The sequence below is a fragment of the Embleya scabrispora genome, assembly GCF_002024165.1.
GTDB lineage: Bacteria > Actinomycetota > Actinomycetes > Streptomycetales > Streptomycetaceae > Embleya > Embleya scabrispora_A.
In genome coordinates this window covers 6,729,737-6,753,510 of the sequence record NZ_MWQN01000001.1, presented here as the reverse complement: position 1 = coordinate 6,753,510, position 23,774 = coordinate 6,729,737, and the positions used below count along the sequence as shown (strand labels likewise).

Annotated in this window: 19 protein-coding genes and 2 pseudogenes; 14 read left to right on the top strand and 7 right to left on the bottom strand. The window is 72.2% G+C overall.

What is annotated here, in order from left to right:
• Positions 1 to 2 precede the first annotated feature (2 nt).
• From B4N89_RS29725 to B4N89_RS29705, 5 genes and pseudogenes are all read left to right on the top strand, one after another.
• Entirely contained in the window at positions 3 to 2,339 is a 2,337-nt protein-coding gene (locus tag B4N89_RS29725; RefSeq protein WP_161500859.1) for a UvrD-helicase domain-containing protein, read from the top strand.
• Positions 2,340 to 3,399: 1,060 nt separating this feature from the next.
• Positions 3,400 to 4,725, top strand: a pseudogene (locus B4N89_RS53100) (M1 family metallopeptidase); the annotation flags it as partial.
• 310 nt (positions 4,726 to 5,035) lie between these two features.
• Positions 5,036 to 6,295, top strand: a complete 1,260-nt coding sequence (locus tag B4N89_RS29715; RefSeq protein WP_078978838.1) for an MFS transporter — start codon at positions 5,036 to 5,038, stop codon at positions 6,293 to 6,295.
• A 74-nt stretch (positions 6,296 to 6,369) separates the two neighbouring features.
• Complete coding sequence (locus B4N89_RS29710; protein WP_161500858.1) at positions 6,370 to 6,861, top strand: TetR/AcrR family transcriptional regulator; 492 nt, start codon at positions 6,370 to 6,372, stop codon at positions 6,859 to 6,861.
• Positions 6,862 to 6,930: 69 nt separating this feature from the next.
• Positions 6,931 to 7,356, top strand: coding sequence for a YchJ family protein (locus tag B4N89_RS29705; protein WP_078979733.1), 426 nt, complete (start codon positions 6,931 to 6,933; stop codon positions 7,354 to 7,356).
• A gap of 126 nt (positions 7,357 to 7,482) precedes the next feature.
• Here the strand turns inward: B4N89_RS29705 and B4N89_RS29700 are convergent, their stop codons facing one another.
• Positions 7,483 to 8,154 (bottom strand): B3/B4 domain-containing protein, encoded by a 672-nt coding sequence (locus B4N89_RS29700; protein ID WP_078978836.1) that lies wholly within the window; start codon positions 8,152 to 8,154, stop codon positions 7,483 to 7,485.
• Between the two features lie 90 nt (positions 8,155 to 8,244).
• On the opposite strand from B4N89_RS29700, the gene B4N89_RS29695 reads away from it, so the two are divergent.
• The gene (locus tag B4N89_RS29695; RefSeq protein WP_078978835.1) at positions 8,245 to 8,877 is read left to right on the top strand and encodes a helix-turn-helix domain-containing protein; all 633 of its coding nucleotides are present in this window, start codon (positions 8,245 to 8,247) and stop codon (positions 8,875 to 8,877) included.
• On the opposite strand, the gene B4N89_RS29690 is transcribed toward B4N89_RS29695, so the two are convergent.
• On the bottom strand, positions 8,849 to 9,676 hold the full coding sequence (locus B4N89_RS29690) for an MOSC domain-containing protein (protein ID WP_078978834.1): 828 nt from the start codon (positions 9,674 to 9,676) through the stop codon (positions 8,849 to 8,851). The two genes, B4N89_RS29695 and B4N89_RS29690, sit on opposite strands and share 29 nt — an antisense overlap.
• A gap of 119 nt (positions 9,677 to 9,795) precedes the next feature.
• Here B4N89_RS29690 and B4N89_RS29685 point away from each other — a divergent pair, with 119 nt between their 5' ends.
• Both B4N89_RS29685 and B4N89_RS29680 read left to right on the top strand, forming a co-directional pair.
• On the top strand, positions 9,796 to 11,418 hold the full coding sequence (locus tag B4N89_RS29685) for an acyl-CoA dehydrogenase family protein (protein WP_078978833.1): 1,623 nt from the start codon (positions 9,796 to 9,798) through the stop codon (positions 11,416 to 11,418).
• Between the two features lie 82 nt (positions 11,419 to 11,500).
• Positions 11,501 to 12,163, top strand: coding sequence for an HAD family hydrolase (locus B4N89_RS29680; RefSeq protein ID WP_078979732.1), 663 nt, complete (start codon positions 11,501 to 11,503; stop codon positions 12,161 to 12,163).
• Here B4N89_RS29680 and B4N89_RS29675 read toward each other — a convergent pair.
• Complete coding sequence (locus B4N89_RS29675) at positions 12,083 to 12,949, bottom strand: TetR/AcrR family transcriptional regulator (RefSeq protein WP_078978832.1); 867 nt, start codon at positions 12,947 to 12,949, stop codon at positions 12,083 to 12,085. The two genes, B4N89_RS29680 and B4N89_RS29675, sit on opposite strands and share 81 nt — an antisense overlap.
• Positions 12,950 to 13,149: 200 nt before the next feature.
• On the opposite strand from B4N89_RS29675, the pseudogene B4N89_RS29670 reads away from it, so the two are divergent.
• Positions 13,150 to 14,756 (top strand): annotated as a pseudogene (locus B4N89_RS29670) (MFS transporter).
• A 1,248-nt stretch (positions 14,757 to 16,004) separates the two neighbouring features.
• Here the strand turns inward: B4N89_RS29670 and B4N89_RS29665 are convergent.
• Positions 16,005 to 16,880: a phosphotransferase family protein gene (locus tag B4N89_RS29665; protein WP_078978831.1), complete on the bottom strand. Its 876-nt coding sequence runs from the start codon at positions 16,878 to 16,880 to the stop codon at positions 16,005 to 16,007.
• Positions 16,881 to 17,050: 170 nt separating this feature from the next.
• Here B4N89_RS29665 and B4N89_RS29660 point away from each other — a divergent pair, with 170 nt between their 5' ends.
• Positions 17,051 to 18,619 carry an MFS transporter gene (locus B4N89_RS29660; protein ID WP_078978830.1) on the top strand — a complete coding sequence of 523 codons (1,569 nt, stop codon included), beginning with the start codon at positions 17,051 to 17,053 and terminating at the stop codon, positions 18,617 to 18,619.
• 38 nt (positions 18,620 to 18,657) lie between these two features.
• A complete protein-coding gene (locus tag B4N89_RS29655) occupies positions 18,658 to 19,365 on the top strand; it encodes a TetR/AcrR family transcriptional regulator (protein ID WP_078978829.1) in 708 nt (235 codons plus the stop codon).
• A 6-nt stretch (positions 19,366 to 19,371) separates the two neighbouring features.
• Here B4N89_RS29655 and B4N89_RS29650 read toward each other — a convergent pair whose 3' ends face one another.
• Positions 19,372 to 19,638, bottom strand: a complete 267-nt coding sequence (locus B4N89_RS29650) for a helix-turn-helix domain-containing protein (RefSeq protein WP_078978828.1) — start codon at positions 19,636 to 19,638, stop codon at positions 19,372 to 19,374.
• A 47-nt stretch (positions 19,639 to 19,685) separates the two neighbouring features.
• On the opposite strand from B4N89_RS29650, the gene map reads away from it, so the two are divergent.
• On the top strand, positions 19,686 to 20,453 hold the full coding sequence (gene map / locus B4N89_RS29645; RefSeq protein ID WP_078978827.1) for a type I methionyl aminopeptidase: 768 nt from the start codon (positions 19,686 to 19,688) through the stop codon (positions 20,451 to 20,453).
• 57 nt (positions 20,454 to 20,510) lie between these two features.
• On the opposite strand, the gene B4N89_RS29640 is transcribed toward map, so the two are convergent.
• Positions 20,511 to 21,455, bottom strand: coding sequence for a Gfo/Idh/MocA family protein (locus B4N89_RS29640; RefSeq protein WP_268812531.1), 945 nt, complete (start codon positions 21,453 to 21,455; stop codon positions 20,511 to 20,513).
• 196 nt (positions 21,456 to 21,651) lie between these two features.
• On the opposite strand from B4N89_RS29640, the gene B4N89_RS50830 reads away from it, so the two are divergent.
• Both B4N89_RS50830 and B4N89_RS29630 read left to right on the top strand, forming a co-directional pair.
• Entirely contained in the window at positions 21,652 to 22,392 is a 741-nt protein-coding gene (locus B4N89_RS50830) for a L,D-transpeptidase family protein (protein WP_078978826.1), read from the top strand.
• Between the two features lie 29 nt (positions 22,393 to 22,421).
• On the top strand, positions 22,422 to 22,940 hold the full coding sequence (locus B4N89_RS29630) for an HD domain-containing protein (protein ID WP_235618847.1): 519 nt from the start codon (positions 22,422 to 22,424) through the stop codon (positions 22,938 to 22,940).
• Positions 22,941 to 22,992: 52 nt separating this feature from the next.
• On the opposite strand, the gene B4N89_RS29625 is transcribed toward B4N89_RS29630, so the two are convergent.
• Entirely contained in the window at positions 22,993 to 23,736 is a 744-nt protein-coding gene (locus B4N89_RS29625; protein ID WP_078978825.1) for an SDR family NAD(P)-dependent oxidoreductase, read from the bottom strand.
• Between the last annotated feature and the right edge of the window lie 38 nt (positions 23,737 to 23,774).

Genomic DNA, 23,774 nt, shown 5'->3' with positions numbered 1-23,774 from the left:
CCATGAAGACGAAAGTCACCGTCTCACCCCAAGCCCACGAGGACCTTCGTCGATTGGGCCCCGCTGCCAAGGATGCGGTAGGCGACTTCGTGCGGCGCCTGCGGGCCGATCGCAACAATCGCTCACTGCGGATGTCCCCCCTCCGCGCTACCGGTGACAACGGGCGGCTGATTCTCGCGGTACTCGGCGGACAGCGCATGGCGTTGCTCCTGGAGACGGAGGCGAACCGCCTTACCGTTCTCGCCCTTCGCCAAGGCACCCTCGCGCGAGACGAACTTGCCCGGATCACCATCGACATCAGCCCTGTGTCCGGCGGCATCGAGCTAGTCGACCAGTCCGAGGCAAGCGTCAACGTGCTCGCCCTGCCGGAACGTGCCAACTCGTCAGGTGCCCCGCAGACCACCGCCCCCCAAGCACCGCTTCACGACCTTCCCGTCCCGCTGTTCGCACGGCACGACGACGACACCCTGACGCGACTGGGCGTCGCAGCCCACCTGTTGCCCGCGTTGAGACAAGTCATCGAAGATCGACAGTTGGACGCCCTGCTCGGCGGAAACCTGCCGATGCTGACAAAGGATGTGTTGACCGCCCTGCGATCGGGCATGGACCCGGATGACGTGCAGCGTCACATCACCAGTGCCTGGCGGACCGACGAACATGTCGATCCCGGCGACTGGGAACGGGCCGCACGGCGACCCGTCTCCCAGGTCGACACAGAGGACCCGGCAGTGCTGGACGCGCTCGGCGAAGGCTTCGAGGCATGGCGGCTTTTTCTCCACCCCGAGCAACGTCGCCTGGCAAGCGTCGACTTCAAGGGCTCGGCGAAAATCACCGGAGGCCCCGGAACCGGGAAAACGGTCGTTGCGCTCCATCGCGTGAAACACCTGGTCGACCGCCTGCCACCCGGCGACACCCGGCCGGTCCTGCTCACCACCTACAACACGAACCTCGCCGCCGACCTCAAAGAGCGGCTGCGCCTGCTCGGCGGCGCGGAGCTGATCCGTCGTGTCGACGTGAAATCCATCGACCAACTCGCCCGCGAAGTCTTGGTGGAGGCGTGGAACGAACCGCCGGGTCGTCCACTGGACGACCAAGCCGCGCTCGATCTATGGCACACCGTGTGCCTGGAAGCCGGCAGCTACGACCTCGATGCCGCCTTCCTGGACTCGGAATTCCAGCACGTCATCCTCGCCCAACGGTGTGACACGCCGCAGCTCTACTACAGAGCCGAGCGCAGGGGACGCGGCCAACTGCAGCGCCCCCAGCGGATCCGAGTCTGGGAGCTGATGCAGGCCTATCGCGAGCACCTGTCACAACAGCCGCGCACGACCACATACGCGATCGTCGCCGATCAGGCGGCACGCATCGAGGAAGCCCGCGTAAACGGCTCGACCGTCGGACCGAGGATTCGTCCCGAGTCGGAGCAGCACAACGTCGGGCGCACGCGACAGGACGCGAGCATCGATGTCGCGCCTCGGTTCCGCTACCGGCACATCGTCGTGGACGAGGCGCAAGACCTGTCGGCGTCCCACTGGCGGATGCTGCGCGCCATGGTTCCCCAGGCCGCCAACGACATCTTCCTGGTCGGCGACGCCCACCAGCGAATCTACGCCCATCACGTGGTTCTCGGCCGCCTGGGCATCGAGACGAGAGGACGCGCCTCCCGGCGACTCACCCTCAACTACCGGACCACACAACAGATCCTGGTCGGAGCCCGAGAACTGGTCTGCGGGCACGAGTTCGACGACCTGGACGCCGGCGTCGACACGCTCGACGGGTACCGCTCCGTGCTGACCGGCCTTGCCCCCCAGTACTGGCGTGCTCCCGACTGGCGGACCGAGATGAGCGCCGTCGCCGCTCTGATCAAGGAACGCCACGAGCGGTACGGCACCCCGTACTCGGCGATGGCCGTCGGCGTTCCCGACGGTATGGCTGTCGAGCAGCTGAGTTTCGCGCTCCAGAGTGCCCCTTACCGGCTCCCCACCGTCGAGCTCGGCAAGATTGGTCCGGGCCAGGTGGACGGTGTGCGCATCGGCACCATGCACCGCTTCAAGGGCCTCGAATTCCAACGCGTCTTTCTCGCCGGCATCAGCGACGGCCAGGTACCGCATCAGAGCATCGAGACTTTCCGGCGCACCAATCCCGATCGCTATCGTCAGGAACGGCAACGGGCACGCTCCACGCTGTTCGTCGCCGCGACCCGAGCTCGCGACGAACTCGTGGTCAGCTGGAACGGCATGGCAAGCGATTTTCTGCCCGAGGGCTGCGCCTCGCAGGCACATAACGCTGCCGAATTGCTTTCAGGCGATGGACCTCCCTCCGGCTCCGCCGTTGCCTGATCCAAATACTCTGCGCGAACGGGGCCGCCACACATCAAACGCGTGTCGGTTGCGTCCACCGCTTCCCGCGGAGCGCTCCTGCGGTCTCGACGCGGCAGAACGGCCAGCCGCCTTCCGCTTCGGGCGCCCACATGCCCTACTACGCATACGGCCTGTGCGGTTGGCCCGTCACTACGTCATGGAAGCAGCCGGCTCACCCGGATGTCGACAGACGTATCCACGGTTGGCTGCGCTGTGTCGGGGCCTGGGGCGACAGCAGATCGTGCAGGTGAACGACATGGACGGGCTCGGGTCGCCCACGACGGCTTCCGCCCTACTCAGCGCTTCCGAACAAGCCTGTTTATGTGCGAACTTCGCGGATATCCGCCCTCTTTTGCGCAGAATCGAGCACGACTTCGGCACTCCATCCGACTCTACCGAAGCGACACGGCGGGCCATGCCGCAGAGCGTGTCGGCCGCGCGTGCCGAGCACTGAACAGAGGCGGTGGTGTCCCGGCCGGGCCTTGAGGGAGCAGAGACAGGCGTCATGCACGCCCTCGCGTTGCCAGCCCTTCGCAGGCTTTGGGAAACTGAGGGGCATTCCGAATCCGGCGCCACCGCGCTCGTGATCGTGCTGTGAGGGTACCCGTTGAACGAAGACGACCCAGGCGACTTCCGCGCGTTGCTCACCACGCGACCCGGCGCGGCTGTTGCCGACGATCATTGGAACAAGGTTCACCGCAGTCCGGCCACGCGCATCACTGATCTCCTACGTGCTTTGGACGCCTGTGCCAGCCGAGACGCTCTCGCCACATGGGAGACGGCCTGGGCGGCCGAACGCCCCGCTCCCGTACGTCTGAGGAATCCGGGCCCGACAGCCTGATCCCGCTCGAGCGTGCTGCCCGATATCTCGTCAGCTACGGACAAGGTCTACAGGCTGCGGTCCGAGCTTCGCACCCACCCCGGGCCGACCCCGGCCCGACCGCGGGCGCACGCCGCTCGGGCGAACTCCCGGGCCGGCCGGGTGAAACCGGGCGCGGGGCACTACCGCGGGCGATCGGGCCGGCACAGGGTGGTGCCCATGAGACGTCGACCCCATACCGTCGGATCCCTTCTCGCCCTCGCGACCGCCCTCACCCTCACCACCGCCGTCGCCCCCGTGGCCCACGCCGCCGACGCCCGGCCCACCCCGGGCGCACCCGGCATCGGCGATCCGCTGTTCCCGCTGAGCGGCAACGGCGGCTACCGCGCCGACCACTACACCCTCGCCTTCGACTGGCAGGCGCCCGGCGTCGCGTTCCCGGCCGTCACCACCATGGAGGCCACCGCCACCCAGGCGCTGTCCCGGTTCGACCTCGACTTCGCGGGCAACACCCTCGGCCGGGTCACCGTCGACGGCCGTCCGGCCGAAACCCGCCGCGACGGCGACGAGTTGGTGATCACCCCGGCCCGCCCGCTGCGCAAGGGCCGCTCGTTCACCGTCCGGGTCGAGTACACCGCCGACCCCACCCAGCAGCGCCACCGCGACGACGCCATCGAGACGTTCGGCTGGATCCCCACCCCCGACGGCACGGTGATCTACCCGCAGCCCGACGGCGCCAAGATGATCTTCCCGAGCAACGACCACCCGAGCCTGCGCACCCGCACCACGGTCGAGATCACCGCGGCCGACGACCTCACCGCGCTCTCCAACGGCACCCTCGTCCGCAAGCGCCCCGCCGCACCCGGCCGCACCCGCTGGACCTACGACAGCCGGCAACCGGTGGCCGGCCAGCTCTTCCAACTCGCCGTCGGCAAGTACACCCTGATCGACGGCGAAGCCGCCGACGGCACCCGGTTGCGCGACGCGATCCCGCCGGACCTGGTCGACCGGGTCGAGCAGTACCGCTCGCTGACCCCGCGACACCTGGCCTGGGTGAGCGACAAGCTCGGCCCGTACCCGTTCGACAGCTACGGCCTGCTCGTCGCGCACACCGACCTCGGCGTCGCGCTGGAGACCCAGGGGTTGTCCCTGGTCCCGAAGGGCGATCTGCTCGGCGACAGGATCAACGCCGAACGCAACATGGTGCACGAGCTGGTGCACCAGTGGACCGGCGACAGCGTGGCCATCGAGCGCTGGTCCGACCTGTGGCTGAGCGAGGGCCACGCCCGCTACTACGAACGCGTCTACAGCGAGGAGAACGGCGGCGCCAACCTGGAGGCGCTGATGCGCGAGGCGTACCGGCAACACGACATCTGGCGCCGGGACACCGGCGCGCCGGCCGAGCCCACCGAGCCGAACCTGTTCAAGCGCATGCGCTACGACGGCTCGGCGCTGGTCTTCTACGCGCTGCGCAACGAGGTCGGCGCGGACACCTTCGCCCGGATCGAACGGGCCTGGACCACCCGCTTCAGGGGCCGCGCCGCAAGCACCGCCGACTACGTGAGGCTCGCCTCACAGGTCGCCCACCGCGACCTCGCCCCCTTCCTGACCCGTGGCTGTACGGCGCCAAGACCCCGCCGATGCCGGGTCACCCGGACTGGACCGTCGACCCGGCCTGACCACCCGATTCCGACATCCCGGGCGCGGCGGCCGACGGTCACCGCGCCCGGGCCGGCTCGGCGTGCTCGACGCCTCCCGCGCGACAACCCCGAGAAAGCCGCTTTGCCGGCCGCCTCTCCCGTGATAGAAACTGGAACGAACGTCCCACTTTATTTTTCTATCGACGGGAACTCCCGTGCGCAACCCCTACCGAGACATCTTCACCGCGCCCGGCGCCAAGGGATTCTCGGCGGCCGGCTTCATCGCCCGCATGCCCATCTCGATGACCGGCATCGGCATCGTCACCATGCTCTCCGAACTGCGCGGCGAATACGGTCTGGCCGGCGCGGTGGCGGCCACCTTCGCCCTGGCCACCGCGCTGATCGCGCCGCAGGTGTCGCGGATCGTGGACCGCTACGGGCAGGGCCGAATACTTCCCCCGGCCACCGCTGTCAGCGTGTTCGCGATGGGCGCCCTCCTGCTGTGCGCCCGCTACGACGCCCCCGCGTGGACCCTGTTCGTGTGCGCGGTACCGGCCGGCTGCATGCCCAGCATGGGGGCCATGGTCCGCGCCCGCTGGCTGGTCCTGTACCGCGGCTCGGCGCACCTGCACACGGCGTTCTCGTTCGAGTCCGTGGTCGACGAGCTGTGCTTCATCCTGGGCCCGATCATCGCCGTGCAACTCTCGGTCTCCGCGTTCCCCGAGGCGGGACCGCTGGCCGCGATCGTCTTCTTCGCCGTCGGCGTGCTGCTGTTCACCGTGCAGCGCGGCACCGAACCCCCGCCGCACCCGCGCGCCGCCGGCCCGACCACGTCGGTCATGCGGATCCGGGGGCTGCAGGTGCTCGTGGTCACCCTGATCGCGATCGGCGCCATCTTCGGCACCGTCGACGTGGTGACCATCGCCTTCGCCGAGGAGCACGGCCAGCGCAGCAACGCGAGCTTCGTGCTGGCCACTTACGCGGCCGGCTCCTGCATCGCCGGGATCGCGTTCGGCGCGTTCAAGTTCGCCGCCCCGCTGCCCCGGATGCTGCTGATCAGCGTGGGCGGCACCGCGGTCACCATCCTGCCGCTGCTGTTCGTGGGCAACCTGCCCGCGCTCGCGGCGACCGTGTTCGTCGCGGGCATGTCCATCTCGCCCACCATGATCCTCACGGTCAGCCTGGTCGAGCGCCTGGTCCCGCCCGCGCGGCTGACCGAGGGCATGACCTGGACCACCACCGGCATCGGCATCGGCGTGGCCACCGGCTCCTCGCTGTCCGGTCTGATCGTGGACCACTTCGGCGCCCGGGCCGGCTTCGGCGTCGCGGTCGGCGCGGCCCTCGTGGCGGTCGCGATGGCACTCGGTGGATACCGTGTGTTGCGGCGCACCGCCCCGCGCGTGGTCGGCACGACCGTCGCGCACGGCGGCTCGCTGCCCCAGGCCGCACCGGTACGAGAAGGTGAGTCCCACTGACCGGGGAAGCCGTCGACGGCCGGCGGGCCAAGGGCGAACGCCGGCGCCGCGCGCTGATCGAGGCCACCCTGCGGGTGGTCGAGCGGGACGGCGCCGCGGGGGTCAGCCACCGCTCCGTCTCGCGCGAGGCGGGCCTGCCCACCAGCGCGTCCACGTACTACTTCGCCGGCGTCGACGACCTGCTCACCGCCGCGCTCACCACCTGTATGACCGAGGACGCGGCGCATATCCGGGGGCTGGTCGACACCCCCGGCGACCCCCGGCGCGCGCTGGCCGAGCACCTCCGGCACATCTGCACCGCCCCCGGCCGACTGGTGGCCGAGTACGAGTTGTTCCTGCTCGCCGCCCGCCGGCCGGAGTTGCGCGAGTCGACCGACCACTGGACGGCCGCCGTCACCGACTTCGCGCTGCGCTTCAGCGGTGATCCGGTTCGGGTCCGGGTCTTCGTCGGCGCCCTGGACGGGCTGCTCATCCAGGCCCTGCTCACCGACGCGCCGCCGAGCACCGACGAGTGGGAGGCGATGATCCGGGACCTGCTGCCGGGTCCCTGTCGGGCGCCCGCCTGACGCGCGCCCGACCGGGCCCGCGACGTGGCCCCCGGCTTCCGCACCCACCGGATGGGCCAGAATCGGGTCATGCCCCGACGCACCCCGCGGCCCCGACCGGACGCCGTCACCGCCGCCTCGCCCTGCCCCTGCGGCCTGTCCGCGACCTATCGCGAGTGCTGCGGCGCCCGCCACGCGGGTTCCCCCGCGCCCACCGCCGAGTCGCTGATGCGCTCGCGCTACAGCGCCTTCGTCGTCGGCGACGAGCCCTACCTGCTGCGCACCTGGCACCCGGACACGCGGCCGGACCGGGTCGGCCTCGACGACCGCACCCGCTGGCTGGGCCTGGAAGTGCACGGGAGCACCGACGGCGGCTCGTTCCACCAGGAGGGCACGGTCGAGTTCACCGCGACCTACCTCGAACGCGGCAACCGGGGTGCGGTGCGCGAGCACAGCCGCTTCGTCCGGCACGAGGGCGCGTGGGTGTACGTCGGCCCGCTGCCTCCGTCGGTCTAGGTCGGGTCCCGACTGTCGGGCCCCGGCCGACTCCGGACCCGATCGGTTCGGGCCTCGGCCGGCTGCGGCTCCGACCGGCTCCGGCTCCGACCGGTTGAGGACCGACCGGTTGAGGCATCGACCGGCTCAGGCTCCGACAAGGCGGCTTTCGACCCGGACGGCCCGGTCCAGGTCGCGCAGCCGCTTGGTCAGGTCCTCGCCCGCCTCCTGCAGCGCGTCCAGGGTCATCGGCGCCAGGCGCTCGAACAGGAACAGCGCCTCGGTGGTGTGCTCGGTGATCCGGGTGCGCACGCACTGGCGCCAGTTCCACCGACGGCACGTGACGCCCTCGTCGTCGCGCCAGACCACCTCTCCCGGCGCGGGGTGGTCGATCGCCGGCTCCCCCGCCTCGAGGACCTCGAACGGCTCGGTGCCCTCGGCCCGGATCAGCCGGGCCGCACCGCGGTAGCGGGCCAGGTCCTCGCCGCCGACCGGGAGCACGTGGCGCACCGAGACCGCGTTGTACAGGTCGACCAGGCGGTTGACCTCCGGCAGCCCGCCGCGGCGCATCAGCGCCTCCACCGAGCAGCGGGTGCGTTGCGGCTTGGCGCCGAAGGCCCGGTACGCCTCCCGCCACGCGGCCACGTTCGGGTGCTCCTCGGGCGGGCCGGCGGGCAGCGTCAGGGTCGCCTCGGCCAGCGCCGCCCGCGATTCGTCGTCGCTCGGGCCGCCGGGCAGACCCGTGGCCACCAGCGCGAGCACCACCGCGTCGGGGCGCAGCGCGTGGACGGCGGGGTCGATGGTGATGGACGTGAGCACGTTCGGGTTCTCCTCGGAAGACGGCGACCTGCGGCCGGGCCCGGCACCACGGCGACCGCAGCCAGGCCGCGGTCCACTACAGTAGACCGCATGGAGCAGAATAATGACCAGTCGGCCGATCCCGGTCGACCGGCGGTCAGCCGGGCGATCGCGGCCAACGTACGCGCCGCGCGCACCGCGCACGGATGGTCCCTGGAGGCGCTCGCGGCCCGCAGCGGCCTGAGCAAGGGCGCGCTCGTGGGCGTCGAGCAGGGCCGGGGCAACCCGGGTGTGCTCACCCTGGCCCGGATCGCCGACGCCCTCGGCCTGCCGCTCACCGGTCTGGTCGACGGGGCGCCCGCTCCCCTCGTCGAGGTGGTGCCGGCAGCGGGCGGGACCCGGCTGTGGCGGGGCGAACACGGCGGCCACGGCGACCTGTTGATCGGCAGCGACCCGCCCGTGTCGGCCGAGCTGTGGCGCTGGACCCTGGCCCCGGGCGACGCACACGTCAGCGCACCGCACGGTACGGGCGTCCGCGAGTTGCTCACGGTCCTGGCCGGCGTACTCACCCTGGACGTGGCGGGCACCCGCGTCGACGTGCCCGCCGACGCCTGCGCCCGCTTCGCCGCCGACCGCCCGCACACCTACCGCAACGACGGCACGAGCGCCGTGCGTTTCATCGGTGTCGTCCTGCTGCCCGGCCGCGCCGATCCGGCTACATCTCCGATTCGCCCCACTCCGTGACCGTGAGTTCGTCGCCCAGCGCCACCTTGCCGGGGCGCAGCACGGCGAACTTGCCGCCGAACGCCACCCCGCCCTGCGGCGCGCGGCGGTATCCGGCGAAGGTGCGCAGCGGTTCCGGGCCGGCCTTGGCCCCCGTCCGCTGGTCGACCAGGGTGACCGCGCACCGGATCGCGAGCTTGGCGTAGCCCAGTTCGGCCTCGCCGAGCGTGAATCGGCGGATCCGGTCCTCGGTGTGCGGTTCGGCCCAGCCGTCCACCACGACGTTCGGCCGGAAGCGGCTCATCGGCAGCGGCGCCTCCCCGCGCTCGGCAAGGCGCGCGTTCAGCAGCGCGAGCGAGGCGCGGGAGAGCACGTGCAGGGGCGAACTGTCCGCGTAGCCGCAGGTGCCCGGTATCGCGCCGTCGGTCACCCGGTCGTGCTCCGGCGGTACCCGGACCAGCCGGCTCGGCACGCCGAGCGCGTCCGACAACCACGCGGCCGGGCCGTCGCCCTGGTCGATGCCCAGATAGGGATTGCCGAACAGGTCCACGTCCCGGCGCGGGCCGTCGGTGTCCACCTCGATCGCGACCGGGTCGGCGTCCGGCCGGTGCAGGGTCAGCCGCGTACCGTCGGCGTCGATCTCCGGTCGGATCGACGCCAGGAGCGGATCCCGTCGCTGGGTGCGGAAGACGCCGTCCGGATCGGTCACCATGAAGGCCCGGTCGTGGGCGAGCCCGGCGGGGGTGAGCGAGATCCGCTCCACCGGGATGCCGGCGCAGCCCTTGACGGGGTAATGGATCAGTTCGCCTACGGAGATCATCGCCCGAGCCTATCGACGGCCGGCCGCCCCGGGACGGCCGGCCGCACGCGTTGCGACACGTGCGCCGCGCGGCCGCGCGACCCTTGTTACCGACGCGTAGCACTGCTTGACTACCGGACATGCCGACGCACGAGGTCACCAATCAGGTCCCGGCTCCGACCGCGCGGGAGGCAGCCGCCGACCCGGCCCTGTTCGAGGCCCTGCACCGCGAGCGGGCGGGCTGGGCCGAGGCCGAGGTGCGCGAACTCGGCCTGCGTGCGTGGGACGAACCGGCGCAGGAGTGGGGCCGGTTGGCCAACGAGCACGAGCCGATCCTGCGCAGCCACGACCGCACCGGGCACCGCATCGACGAGGTCGAGTTCCACCCGGCCTGGCACGAGTTGATGACCGTCGCGATCGAACACGGCCTGCACGCAAGCCCGTGGCGCGAGGACCGGGTCGGCGCACACGTCGCGCGCGCGGCGAAGCTGTACGCGTGGGGTCAGGTCGAGGCGGGGCACATGTGTCCGCTGTCGATGACCTACGCGGCGGTGCCGGTGCTCCGGGTCGAGCCGGAACTGGCCGAGCGCTACGAGCCGTTGCTGGCGGAGCGGACGTACGACTTCGGGTTGCGCGAGCCGGCCGCCAAGCGCGGGCTGCTGGCCGGCATGTCGATGACCGAGAAGCAGGGCGGCTCCGACGTACGGACCAACACCACGCTCGCGGCCGCGACGGCGGACGGGTCGTACCGGCTGACCGGGCACAAGTGGTTCACCTCCGCGCCGATGTCCGACCTGTTCCTGACCCTGGCCCGGGCTCCGGGCGGGTTGTCCTGCTTCCTGGTGCCCAGGGTGCTCCCGGACGGCACGCGCAACACGTTCCGGCTGATGCGACTCAAGGACAAGCTCGGCAACCGGTCGAACGCGTCGGCCGAGATCGAGTACGAGGGCGCCTACGCCCGCCTCGTCGGCGCCGAGGGCGAGGGGGTGCGGACCATCGTCACCATGGTCAACGCCACCCGGCTCGACTGCGTGATCGGCGCGGCCGTCGGAATGCGGGTCGGCGCGGTCCGCGCGGCGCACCACGCGGCGCACCGGTGGGCGTTCGGCGCGGCGCTGATCCACCAGCCGCTGATGCGCAACGTGCTGGCCGACCTGGTGATCGAGTCCGAGGCGGCGACCACGGTGGCGATGCGGCTCGCCGGCGCGGCCGACCGGGCGCTGCGCGGGGATCCGGCCGAGGCGGCGTTTCGCCGGATCGCGGTCGCGGTGTCGAAGTACTGGGTGTGCAAGCGCGGTCCGATGCACGCGGCCGAGGCGTTGGAGTGCCTGGGCGGCAACGGCTACGTCGAGGAGTCGGGGCTGCCCCGGCTGTACCGGGAGGCGCCGTTGGTGTCCGTCTGGGAGGGCTCCGGCAATGTCGCCGCGCTCGACGCGTTGCGCGCGATGGCGCGCGAACCGGCGTGCGTGGACGCGTACTTCGCCGAGATCGGCGCGGTCGCCGGGGAGGATCGCCGGCTCGACGCGGCGGCCGCGGCGCTGCGCAAGGAGTTGGCCGATCCGAGCGAGGCGGAGTTCCGGGCCCGGCGGATCGTGGAGTCGATGGCGGTGCTGCTCCAGGGCGCGCTGCTCGTGCGGTACGCGAGCCCGGCGGCCGACGCGTTCTGCGCGACGCGGTTGGCCCGCGAGGGCGGCCACGCCTTCGGCACCCTGCCGGCGGGCACCGATACGGCGCCACTGCTCGCTCGGGTCCCCGGCGCGTAGCGCAACGGGAACGGGGACGGGGTCGTGGGACGGGGTCGTGGCCGGGGGTCGGGGCCGGCACGCACGCCCTATGCTCCCGTTCATGATCAACTCTGTCGGACTTGTCATCTTCGACTGTGACGGCGTCCTCGTGGACAGCGAGCCGATCGCCATCCGGGTGCACGTGGCGCTGGGCGCCGAGCACGGCTGGCCGCTGACCCCCGCCGACGTGATCGAGCGGTTCGTGGGCCGTTCGTCGGCGGCGATCGCCGAGCAGATCGCCGAGCGGGTCGGGCCGGATGTGGCCGCCGAGTGGACCCGGGGCTTCGAGGCGCGGCATCGGGACGAGGTGGACGCGGGCCTGAGTCCGGTCGAGGGCATCGAGTACGCCGTGGACACCCTCGCCGACCTGGGTCTGCCCACGTGCGTGGCCTCCAGCGGCAGCCACGACAAGATGGCCCACACCCTCGGCCGCACCGGCCTCCACGATCGCTTCGCGGGCCGGATATTCAGCGCGACCGAGGTCGCTCACGGCAAGCCCGCCCCCGACGTCTTCCTGCACGCCGCAGCCCGCATGGGCGTCTCCCCGGAACACTGCGTCGTCGTCGAGGACAGCCTCAACGGCCTACGCGCCGCCCGCGCGGCAGGCATGCGCTCGTTCGCCTACGCGGGCGACCTGGTCCCCTCACACCTGCTGGAGGGCCCGACCACCACCGTCTTCAAGTCGATGCGAGACCTGCCGGCCCTGATCACCGACATGCGCTGACCCACGCCTGATCCACACCACGAACGACCCGCCGGGGGCGGGCGGTGAGGGCGGGCGGTGAGGGCGGGCGGTGAGGGCGGCCGGCCGATTCGGGTCAGGCCTGGTTGGTCGCGACCACTCGGGCGACCACCTCGACCGCTCGGGGGCCGGTACGCCGAGGGCCACCAAGGCCGCCACCGCCTGGTCCTCGGCGGTGACCACGATGTCGGTCTCGGCCGCTTGGAGGAGCGCGACGCACATCCCCTCCAGCGCGAGCGCGAGCACCGACGCGGGCAGGTGGTCGGCGAACACGCCGCTGCGCTGCCCGGCCGTGATCAGCTCGATCGAGCGCTCCCGGACCGGTGCCAGCATGGCCGGGATTCCGCCGTCCTCCAGGTTGCGCTGGGCGAAGCTGATCAGCAGCCGATAACGCTCCCCGCCCTCCCACGCGGCGAGATCGAACCGCGCCACCGCCTCCTCGGGCGAGTCGCCCGCCCGCCGCGCCCCCTCGACCGCGGCCAGGATGTCCCGTCGCGCCTCCTCGGCGAGACCGGCGATCAGCGCCTCCCGGCTCGGGAAGTGCCCGTACACGGTGCGCCGTACCACCCCCGCCGCGCGTGCGATGTCGTCCATCGACGCGTCGGCGTCGCGGATCAGTTCGCCGCGGGCCACCGCCAGGATCCGTTCCCGATTCGACTGCGCGTTGCGCCGACGCGGCGGCGTACTCGGGGCCGTGGGCGCCCCGGGCGCGTCACCGATCGCTGCGGCACCGGCCGGAATCCGTCCGACGCCCGGTCTCGTCTCCATCGCGCGTTCCTCCCTGGGGTGACCTGGAGCCTGCCAGAGATCCGGGCCCGTCGGCACCGACACTCCGCTCCGACGCAGCGAATCGCCCGATTCACCCGACTCGTTCCACGATATTTGCACAGCCATGTGCAATCAACTAAGTTGCACATCGTTGTGCAATTACTGCGGCTGCGCCGGCCGCCCGCCCAGAAAGGCGTTCGATGTCCGTCTTCGCCACCACGCCGGTCGATCGCATGGACCGGCCGTACCCCCGCCGCTGGTGGGCCCTGGGCGTGCTCTGCCTGAGCCTGCTGATCATCGTCATGGCCAACACCTCGCTGATCGTGGCGGCCCCCGACATGACCCGCGACCTGGGCCTGTCCAGCCGCGACCTGCAATGGGTGATCGACGCCTACACCGTCCCGTACGCGGCGCTGATGCTCGTGCTCGGCGCGATCGGCGACAAGTACAGCCGGCGCGGCGCGCTCATCACCGGCCTGGTGGTGTTCGCCGCGGGCTCCGTCGCCGGTTCCCTGGTGCACTCGACCAGCGGCGTGATCATCGCCCGCGCGGGAATGGGCCTGGGCGCGGCGGTGATCATGCCCGCGACCCTGTCCCTGCTGGTCGCCTCCTTCCCGCGCAGCGAGCGGGCCAGGGCGATCACCGCGTGGACCGCGACCTCGGGCCTGGCGATCGCGCTCGGCCCGCTGATCGCCGGCTGGCTCCTGGAGCGCCACGCGTGGGGTTCGACCTTCCTGATCAACGTGCCCGTCGCGCTGATCGCCGTGGTCGCCGCGCTGTTCGTGGTCCCGCCGTCGAAGGCGCACGACTACGGCCGGCTCGACCTGGTCGGGGGCGCGCTGTCCATCGTCACGCTCGGCTCGCTGGTGTACGCGATCATCGAGGGCCCGCACTTCGGCTGGGGCACCGGCCCGGTGACCGCGCTGGTCCTCTTCGTCCTGGGGCTCGGCTCGTTCATCGGCTGGGAACTGCGGCACCCGCGCCCGATCTTCGATCTGCGCAAGTTCGGCGAGCGGGTCTTCTCCGGGTCGATGCTCGCCGTACTGCTGTTCTTCCTGGGCACCTTCGGCGCGATCTACTTCCTCACCCAGCACCTCCAGTTCGTGCTCGGCTACACCCCGCTGGAGACCGGCGTACGACTGCTCCCGCTGGCCGGCGCGGTCTGCCTGGGCGCGATCGCCACCGGGCAGCTCACCCCTCGGCTCGGCATGCGGGTGACGGTGACCGGCGGGATGGCCCTCGGCACCCTCGGGTGCTGCTGATGACCCGGGTCTCGGACGGCTCCGGCTACACCGACTTCCTCGCCCCGCTGCTCCTGCTCGGCCTCGCGATCGGGCTGAGCGTGTCGCCCTGCACGGAGGCGATCATGGGCTCGTTCCCGGAGAACGAACTGGGCGCGGGTGGCGGCGTGAACGACACCGCGGTGGAACTCGGCGGCGCCCTCGGCATCGCGATCCTGGGCTCGGTGCTGGCCACCTCGTACGAGTCGGAGCTGACCAAGGCCGTCGACGGCAAGCTGCCGCCGGAGGCGATGAGCGTGGCCCAGGACTCGATCGGTGGCGCCCTGGCCGCGGCGGAACAGGTGGGCCACGTCGCCGGCCCCCAGCAGGCCCAGGCCCTGGTCCAGGCCGCCGACCACGCCTTCACCCAGGCGGTGGCCCACACCAGCCTGATCGGCGGAATCATCCTGGCAGCCGGCACAGTCCTGGTCGCCCTGATCCTCCCGAACCGCACAGGGAAAGCCCAAGAGCAGGAAGCCGCCCAGGAAGCCCGATCCCCCGAGCCCACAAAACACCCGGTCGCCTAGCCTCCGGGCGAATCCCCGTCGCAACAGACAACCGAGGCCACAATGCGAGCGACGTCGTCGACAGGGGCCCCAACGCAAGCCGAAGCGGGGAGCTTGAGGCGCGACGGGAGCGAGACGGGAGCCCGAGGCACGACGGGAGCGAGACGGGAAGCCCGAGGCGCGACGCGAGCGACACGGGAAGCCCAAGACGCAACGTGAGCGACACGGGAAGCCCCAGTCGCGACGCGAGCGAGACGGGAAGCCCCAGTCGCGACGCGAGCGAGACGGGAAGCCCCAGTCGCGACGCGAGCGACACGGGAAGCCCAAGACGCAACGCAAGCGACACGAGAAGCCCAAGACGCAACGCAAGCGACACGAGAAGCCCAAGACACAACGCAAGCAACACGAGAAGCCCAAGACACAACGCAAGCAACACGAGAAGCCCAAGACGCGACGCGAGCGACACGGGAAGCCCAAGACGTGGCCGCAGCGTTGCCCTTTATTGGGCGCTTCGCGCCGGCTCGCGAGGCACCGCTTTTCTGCTCCCCCGCTTCGCTCCTCCGCAGAAAAGCGGCACCCCACTCGCGGCTGTGCGCCCCTCCGCTTCGCTCCGGGTCGCCCAGCCCAAAAAACAAGCGGCGGCTCCGCCGCTCTCCGCGCTTCGCGCGTCGATCGCGTGGGCGGCCCGGGTCGTGGGCGCTGACGCGCCGAGGGGGGCTCGGGGCGACCCGCGTCCTGGGGGCCGGCGTGTCGGAGGGGTTCGGCTGCGAGGCCCGGTTGGCGTTGTCGATGCCTCGAAACCTCAGCGTGGTCGCACGAGGCAACGGGTGGAGCGGGTGGGCACACCAAACCCGACCCGACCCAAGCGCAACCGCAACCCGCGCCACTCACGGCTGACGCCGAAGGGGCGCGCGGGGCGACCCACGTCCGGGGGGCCGGCGTGTCGGAGGGGTTCGGCTGCGGGGCCGGGTCGGCGTCGGCGATGCCTCGAAACCTCAGCGTGGTCGCACGAGGCAACGGGTGGAGCGGGTGGGCACACCAAACCCGACCCGACCCAAGCGCAACCGCAACCCGCGCCACTCACGGCTGACGCCGAAGGGGCGCGCGGGGCGACCCACGTCCGGGGGCCGGCGTGTCGGAGGGGTTCGGCTGCGGGGCCGGGTCGGCGTCGGCGATGCCTCGAAACCTCAGCGTGGTCGCACGAGGCAACGGGTGGAGCGGGTGGGCACACCAAACCCGGCCCGACCCAGGCGCAACCGCAACCCGTGCTCACCTCTGGGCCAACGCCCTGACCGCCCGCCCCACCCACGCCTCGAACCGCTGCCATTCGACCAGTTCCGCGCCCGCGCGAGGCTCCGGCCAATCCAGGAGCGCGTCCCCCGCGTCCAGCAGATCCCAGTACGGATGGTGCTCCACCGCACGACCGGAGGCCTTCGCATATGCGGGCAGGAACTCCTCCGCCACCGCCACCCCGTGGGTGAGCGCCAGGTTGAGCCGCATCCGGGCCAGGTCCACGCCGCGCGGACCGACGCAGCCCGTGGTCCAGTCGACCACGCCGCCGATCTCCTCGCCCAGCCACAGCAGTTGCCCGCCGTGGAAGTCCCGGTGGATGAACCCCGGCGCGGCCGGCCGCGGCGGTTCCTCGGCGAGCGCGGCGAACATGCGCTGCCACACGTGCGGACGGGTGGTCCACGCCGGTACCGTCCGCGCCCCGTCGACGGCCGGATCGTAGTAGGTGGCGTATTCCACCGGATCCGCACCGCTCGCGTCGACCGCGTGGATCGCCGCCAACACCTCGGCCGCCCGGCTCAGCAGTACGGCCGGGTCCGCCGGCGGCTCCGGCGTGCCCGGCACCCGCGTGGTCAACAGCGCCGGCTCCGCCCCCACCAATCGCGCCGCGACCAACTCCGGTGCGGGCACCGGGGTTTCGGCAAGCAGACGCAGCGTGCGGGCCTCCCGCTCGGGGCGGTACCACGGGTCCCGGGCCAGTCGTTCCGTGTCGTGGAAGACCCGCAGGACCAGATCGCCGACCGTGTAGAGCCGGTTCGCGGCGCCGACCCCCATGGGCTCGACCGGCAGGTCACCGACGATCTCCCGCAACCAGGCGAGGGTTTCGGCATGCGGCATCGGTTCGGACTCGGACACGGATCGGGCTCCTGTTCGGCGACGGGCTCGCTCGCCGGCGCGGCGTCGCCCGACGACAAGCCTGCCAGGTACTGCCGCCCCTCTTGAACTTCACACATGTTGACTTCAAGGTACACCCCTCGCCAAGATGACTTAGGCAAGCCTTACTTCACGATCCCGGGGGTGGCCGCATGGCCGAGGACGCACGTGCGGATCTCGCCGCGCATCCGACCGACACGACCGACGCCGACAAGAACGCGCGGCTCGTGCTGATCCTGGTCACCGTCGCCTCGGTGCTCCTGGTCGTGGACATCACGATGGTCTCGGTCGGACTGCCCCGCATCCAGGACGACCTGAACGGCTCGCTGACCGGCCTGCAATGGGTGATCGTGGCCTACTCGCTGACCTTCGGCGCGTTCCTGCAGACCGCCGGCAGCGTGTCCGACCGGATCGGCCGGCGGCCGGTATTCCTGGCCGGTATCGCCCTGTTCACGCTGTCCTCGCTCGCCTGCGGACTGGCCCCGAACATCCTGGTCCTGGACGGTTTTCGCGGCCTCCAGGGCATCGGCGCGGCGATGTTGCTCGCCACCGGACTACCGCTGATCGCTCAGGCGTACCGGGGTCAACGCCGCAACATGGCCATCGCGACGTGGGGCTCGACCCTGGGCGCCTGCGCGGCGGTGGCCCCGCTGCTCGGCGGGCTGCTCGTGGACGTGGCGAACTGGCGATGGATGTTCCTGGTCAACGTCCCGATCGGGATCCTCGCGTTCGCCCTGGCCGCGGCGAGGCTGCCCCGGGTCCGGCCGGCGCCGCAGGCCGGGCCGATCGACCGGCTGGGCGCGGCGGCGCTCGTGCTCATGTGGGGGCTGCTGAACCTGACCGTCACGCGCGGCGACGCGGTGGGCTGGACCGCACCCGCGACGCTGGGCGGCTTCGCCGGCGTCGCGCTCCTGCTGGCCGGCTTCGTCGTTGTCGAACGGCGGGCGGCGGCACCGATGTTGGACCTGACGCTGTTCCGGATCCCAACCTTCGTCGGCGCGCTGTCGATCTCGTTCCTGTCCCGCTTCGTGACGGTCGGCTCGTCGGTGTACTTCCTGCTCTACTTCCAGGGCGCGCTGGACCTGTCGCCGCTGGAGTCCGGGCTGCTCCTGCTGCCGATCTTCGTCCCACAGCTGTCCCTGGGCCTGGTCTCCGGCCGGTTGCAAGAGCGCTTCGCGGCGGCACACGTCATCGCGGCGGGCTTCGCCGGCCTCGCGCTCGGCGCGCTGCTGATGGGCCTGGTGTTCGTCCCCGACGCGTCCTGGCCGGCACTGCTGCCCGGCCTGTTCGTCTGGGGCGTCGGCGGTGGCCTCGCATCGAGCCCGGTGATGTCGATCGCGGTGAACACGGTGCCGGTCGAGCGCGCCGGAATGGCCTCCGGGACGGCGAACGGACTGTTCCCGATCGGCGCGGCGGTGGGCATCGCCGTGCTGGGCGTACCGTTCTCGGCTCGATTCGACGCGGAGTTCGGTACGCCGGCGGGCGTACCGGACCCGATCCGCGCCGAGATCGTGGCCGCCGCACACAACGGGGACACGGACCGGATCCGCGAGGCGACGCCGGCCCACGCCGGCGAGGCCGTGTCGGCGGCGATCGACCACGCGTACGCGGCGGGCGCCTCGACGGTGATGTACACCGTCGCCGCACTGGCCCTGACCACCGCGGCCCTCGCCCTGGCCCTGGTCCGGCAGCGCGATCTGCACCCCGCCGACGAGGGATAGGCCCGGAGCGGGCGGGCGGCGGCGCCTATTGTGGCCCCATGTCCACCGGCCCCACCCGCAAGCGCCCCACCCATCGCGGCGGGCGGCCCACCCTCACCCGCGAGGGCATCGGCCGCGCCGCGCTGGAGCTGGTCGCGCGCGACGGCGGGGCCGAGTTGACCATGCGCTCACTCGCGGCACACCTGGGCGTGTCGCCGCGCGCGCTGTACAACTACGCCGCCGACCGCCGCGCCGTGCTCGAACTGGCCGCGCTGGCCTGGCAGTCCGACTGGCGGATCCCGCCCCTGGACCCGGCCCGACCCGCCGACGGCGTGCGCGAGCTGTGTGCCGCGATGCGCGCGTGGTACCGCCTGCACCCGCGCGCGGTGACCATCGCCGTCGACGAGAACCTGACCGCCGCCGTGCACCCCCGCACGCTGCGCAACAACGAGGCGATCCTGACCTTCCTGGTCGCCATCGGCCTGGATCCGGCGACCGCGAACCGGATCTTCCGCGAACTGGTCCTGCGCGTCGCGGCCTTCGTCCGGCTCAACGACGCCTGGCACGACGCGCCGCCGGCCGGCCTCGACCCGCCGACCTGGGACGCCGCCCCCGCCGCCTGGCTCCCGGCGGACCCGCCCGCCGACCTGCCCACCACCACCCGCGTCGCCGCGGCGGCCCCGGTGGACTCGGTCGACGAACAGTTCGCCTTCACGATCGACCTGCTCGTACAGAACATCGAAACGCTGCTCCGCCCGGCGCGCTGACCAAACCTAGGCGGAAAGCGCGTCCGGATCGGGGATCGCGCACACCGCCGCGACCTCGTCCAGCGACAGTCCCAGCTCCGCGGCCAGCGCCGCGATCGTGAAGAACGCGGGGGTCGGCGCCCGGCCGGTCTCGATCTTGCGCAGCGTCTCCGGTGACAGTCCGGCCGCGACGGCGACGTGGCCGATGCTGCGCTCGCCGCGCGCGCCGCGCAGGAGCGCGCCCAGTTGCAGGCCGCGCGCTCGTTCCAGTGGGGTCAGTGGGGTTCGCACCATGACCGTGATACTAATACCGGTATAAGAATTGGTCGAGGAGGGGACCCGTGGTCGAAATCAAGACCCGAGCCGAAATCGCCGCGATGCGCGAGGCCGGGGCAGTCGTGGGGCAGGCCCTGGAGGCGACCCGCAAGGCCGCCGCCATCGGCGTGTCGCTGAAGGAACTGGACGAGGTCGCGCACACGATCCTGCGCGAGGCCGGGGCCACGTCCCCGTTCCTGGGCTACCGGCCGTCGTTCGCACCCGTCCCGTTCCCGGGCGTGATCTGCGCCTCGGTCAACGACGCCGTGGTGCACGGCATCCCGACCGACTACCGGCTGCGCGACGGCGACCTGGTGAGCATCGATTGCGGCGCGACCCTGCGCGGTTGGACCGGCGACGCCGCGATCACCTTCACCGTCGGCACGCCGCGCCCGAAGGACCTGACGCTGATCGCCGACACCCGGCGCGCGCTGGAAGCCGGCATCGCGGCGGCCGTACCCGGCGGCCGGTTGAGCGACATCTCCGCCGCGATCGGCGCGGTCGCCCGCGGGGCCGGCTACGGCATGCCGCGCGACTGGGGCGGCCACGGCATCGGCCGCACGATGCACGAGGACCCGCACGTACAGAACGAGGGCCGCCCCGGACGCGGCATGCCGCTGCGCCCCGGCCTAACCTTGGCCCTGGAGCCGATGTTGCTCGCCGGCGGCAAGGACGCGTGCTACACCGCCCGGGACGGCTGGACGTTCCACACCGCCGACGGCTCCCGCGCCGCGCACATCGAACACACCATCGCGATCACCGAGGACGGCCCGCAGATCCTGACGCTGCCCTGAACCACGCCCCGCCGGAGCCCTCGGCCCCGTCCGGGGGCTCCGGCCCAGGCGGTGGCCTCACCCCACCCGAACCGTGCGCCCCTCGCGCCGGGACACCACACACGCCTCGGCCACGGCCTGCGCCGCGAGCGCGTCGGCGCCCGAGCAGGGGCCGGCGATCCGGCCGGCGGCCATCGCCACGAACGCGGCCAGCTCCGCGCGGTAGGCGTCGCCGAAGCGGGTCAGGAAGTCGCCCTCGGTGACGCCGCCGCACGCGTGGGTCCCGGCGGTGCCGGCCAGTTCCAGCCGCACGTCGTAGCCCGGCTCGTGCCGCCGACCCGCGTGCGCGGTGCCGAGCGTGCCGTCGGCGAGCCGGAACAACACCGCCGACACGTCGACGTCGTCGTGCTCCCGGAACACCGCCGCGCCACGGTTCGCCCCGATCGCGGTCACCTCGACGATCGGCACACCCGTCACCCACGGCACGATGTCGAAGTCGTGGATGTGCGTGTCCCGGTAGATACCGCCCGAGGTCGGCACGAACGCCGCCGGCGGCGGCCGGCGATCCACGCTCACCGCGTGCACCCGGGTCAGCGTGCCGAGCGCGCCGGCCTCGACCGCCGCCCGCGCCGCGACGTACATCGGGTCGAATCGGCGCTGGAAGCCCACCTGCAACCCGGCGCCGCGCGCCTCCACATACGCCACCGCCTCACGCGCGACGATCGGGTCGAGCGCGATCGGCTTCTCGCACAGGATCGGCAACTTCGCGTCCGCCGCCGCCCGCAGCAGCTCGACGTGCGCCGAGGTCGGCGCGGCGATCACCACGGCGTCCACCGCCGCGAACACCTCGTCGAGCCCGACCGCCGCGACCCCGGCCGCCCTGGCGAACTCCTCGGCCCGCCCCCGATCCACATCCGCCACCACGACCCGCTCGACCGCCGCGATCCCGCTCAACGCCCGGGCGTGGAACCCCCCGATCCGCCCGACCCCGATCACTCCGACCCGCATTCCGTCCCTTTCCACACCCACACCACCCGGGCCAACCCGAACACCGGAACCCAACCACACCCCACGCCCACGCCCCGCGCCCTGCCCGGCCGGCCGGCCCGCATCACGCCCACCATCGAGTGGCCCCGAACACCACCCGACCGAGTGGCACCCGCGAACACACCGCCCGCGCTGCCCGAATGACTCGCGCGAAGGGGGTAGTCGTGGAGGAATGACCATCCCCCGCCGCTCGCTCTTCCTGGCCGTCCCCGCCGCACTTGCCCTCTCCGGCCTGTCCTCGGCCCGGAACGCATCCGCCGGCGCCCCGGGCTCCCCCGCCACGCTCCCGACCGCCCCCGGCCGAACCGGCGTCCCCCTCCCCGCCCCCATCGGCGCCCACCTGGCCGGGCAAATCCCGCCCGAGACCACCCAGTTGTTGCTGGTGATCGGCGACGACCGGAACGCGGACTCCGGCACCGCCTCGTTCTGGACGCGCGAGTTTGACGGCTGGCGGGCCCGGGACACGTGGCCCGCGCACAACGGCCGGGAAGGCTGGACCTTCGACCACCACGAGAACGACCTGCGCTCGCCGATCGGCGTGTACACCCTGACCGACGCCGGCGGCCTGCGCCCCGACCCCGGCACCCGGCTGTCCTACGACCGCTCCGACGACTTCGCGATCGACGGCACCGGCTTCGCCGGCGAGCCCCTGGCGGGCACCTTCGACCACGTGATCGCCATCGACTACAACCGGATGCCCGGGACCTCGCCGCTGGACCCGGTCCGCCCGCGCGGCGACGCGTTCGGCGGCGACATCTGGCTGCACATCGACCACGGCGGCGCCACCCACGGCTGCGTCACCCTGCCCCCCGAGGCGCTGGTGTCGCTGCTGCGCGACCTCGACCCGGCCGCGCACCCGGTCGCGGTGCTCGGCGACGGCCCCGCGCTGGCCCAGGACGGCCCCGCTTCCTGACCCCGCGGCAGGGCTCTTACCCTGTCCGGGTGACCTCCGCCAAGCTCCGTCCGCTGCCCGCCGAAGTGATCACCCTGCTGGATCAACTCACCCCCTGCCCCCGCCTGGTCGAACATCTGCGCATCGTGCACGACGTCGCGTGCCGGTTGTGCGACTGGGTCGCGGCGGCCTTCCCGGAACTGGCCTTCGACCGCGACGCGGTGCTGTTCGGCGCCGCCACCCACGACATCGGGAAGACCCTGCACCCGGAGGAGTTGTCCGGGCCGGGTTCGTGCCACGAGCAGGCCGGCTACGACCTGCTCACCGCCCACGGGGTGTCCCCGTCCCGGGCCCGCTTCGCCCGCACCCACGCGGCCTGGAACCCGACCGACCCGGACGAACTCCTGGTCGGCCTGTCCGACAAGGTCTGGAAGGGAAAGCGGGTGGCCGCCCTGGAACAGGACCTGATCACGCTCCTCGCGAGCGCCTCGGGCCGCCCGGAGTGGGAAGTCTTCCAGGCCCTCGACGACTTCGTGACCACGATCGAAACCGACTCGCCCCTGTTCTGACCCCACCCGCCGACCCCGCCCACGACGCACCGCGCACCGCACCGCCCACCGCTCAGCGCGGCAACCGCCGCCACAGCGCCCGAGGCAGCACCCGCATCCCGGCGAACACCGGCCGCAGCGTGCCCGGCACCCACACCTCGCCGCGGCCCCGCACCAGCGCCCGCACGGTCGCGTCCGCCACCTGCTCCGGCGTGCTGGACAGCGGCGCCGGCGACATGCCCCGGGTCATCCGACCCACCACGAACCCCGGCCGGACCAGCAACAGCCGTACCCCGCTGCCCGCGAGCGCGTCGGCCAGACCGCTCGCGAAGCCGTCCAGACCGGCCTTGGCCGAGCCGTACACGTAGTTCGCCCGCCGCACCCGGACCCCGGCCACCGACGAGAAGACCACCAGCCGGCCGTGCCCCTGCGCGCGCAACACGGCGGCGAGATGGGTCAGCACGCTCACATGCGCGGTGTAATCGGTGTGCACCACCGCGACCGCGTGCGCCGCGTCGACCTCGGCCCGCCGCTGATCGCCCAGGATGCCGAACGCGGTGACCACGACGTCCAGGGCCCCGTGCCGGGCGATCACCTCGTCCAGCATCGGCCGATGCGTGGCGAGGTCGTCCGCGTCGAACTCGACCCGATCCACCCGCCGGGCGCCGGCCTTGATCAGCCGCGCCTCCTCGTCGTCGAGGTCGTGACTGCGCCGCGCCGCCAGCACGACGGTTCGCGCCCCGCGGGCGATCAGCCGCTCCGCGACCGCCACCCCGATCTCGCTGCGGCCTCCGAGGACCAAAACGGTTCCACTCACGGGCACAGTCTGCCGGATTCCCGGCCCGAGCCCGCTCC

What these genes read in the sequence shown, in the direction of transcription:
- B4N89_RS29650 (WP_078978828.1), bottom strand. Translation starts at nt 19,638, where the DNA reads ATGGTGCGAACCCCACTGACCCCACTGGAACGAGCGCGCGGCCTGCAA.
- B4N89_RS29680 (WP_078979732.1), top strand. Translation starts at nt 11,501, where the DNA reads ATGATCAACTCTGTCGGACTTGTCATCTTCGACTGTGACGGCGTCCTC.
- B4N89_RS29660 (WP_078978830.1), top strand. Translation starts at nt 17,051, where the DNA reads ATGGCCGAGGACGCACGTGCGGATCTCGCCGCGCATCCGACCGACACG.
- B4N89_RS29725 (WP_161500859.1), top strand. Translation starts at nt 3, where the DNA reads ATGAAGACGAAAGTCACCGTCTCACCCCAAGCCCACGAGGACCTTCGT.
- B4N89_RS50830 (WP_078978826.1), top strand. Translation starts at nt 21,652, where the DNA reads ATGACCATCCCCCGCCGCTCGCTCTTCCTGGCCGTCCCCGCCGCACTT.
- B4N89_RS29695 (WP_078978835.1), top strand. Translation starts at nt 8,245, where the DNA reads ATGGAGCAGAATAATGACCAGTCGGCCGATCCCGGTCGACCGGCGGTC.
- B4N89_RS29655 (WP_078978829.1), top strand. Translation starts at nt 18,658, where the DNA reads ATGTCCACCGGCCCCACCCGCAAGCGCCCCACCCATCGCGGCGGGCGG.
- B4N89_RS29675 (WP_078978832.1), bottom strand. Translation starts at nt 12,949, where the DNA reads ATGGAGACGAGACCGGGCGTCGGACGGATTCCGGCCGGTGCCGCAGCG.
- B4N89_RS29685 (WP_078978833.1), top strand. Translation starts at nt 9,796, where the DNA reads ATGCCGACGCACGAGGTCACCAATCAGGTCCCGGCTCCGACCGCGCGG.
- B4N89_RS29690 (WP_078978834.1), bottom strand. Translation starts at nt 9,676, where the DNA reads ATGATCTCCGTAGGCGAACTGATCCATTACCCCGTCAAGGGCTGCGCC.
- B4N89_RS29705 (WP_078979733.1), top strand. Translation starts at nt 6,931, where the DNA reads ATGCCCCGACGCACCCCGCGGCCCCGACCGGACGCCGTCACCGCCGCC.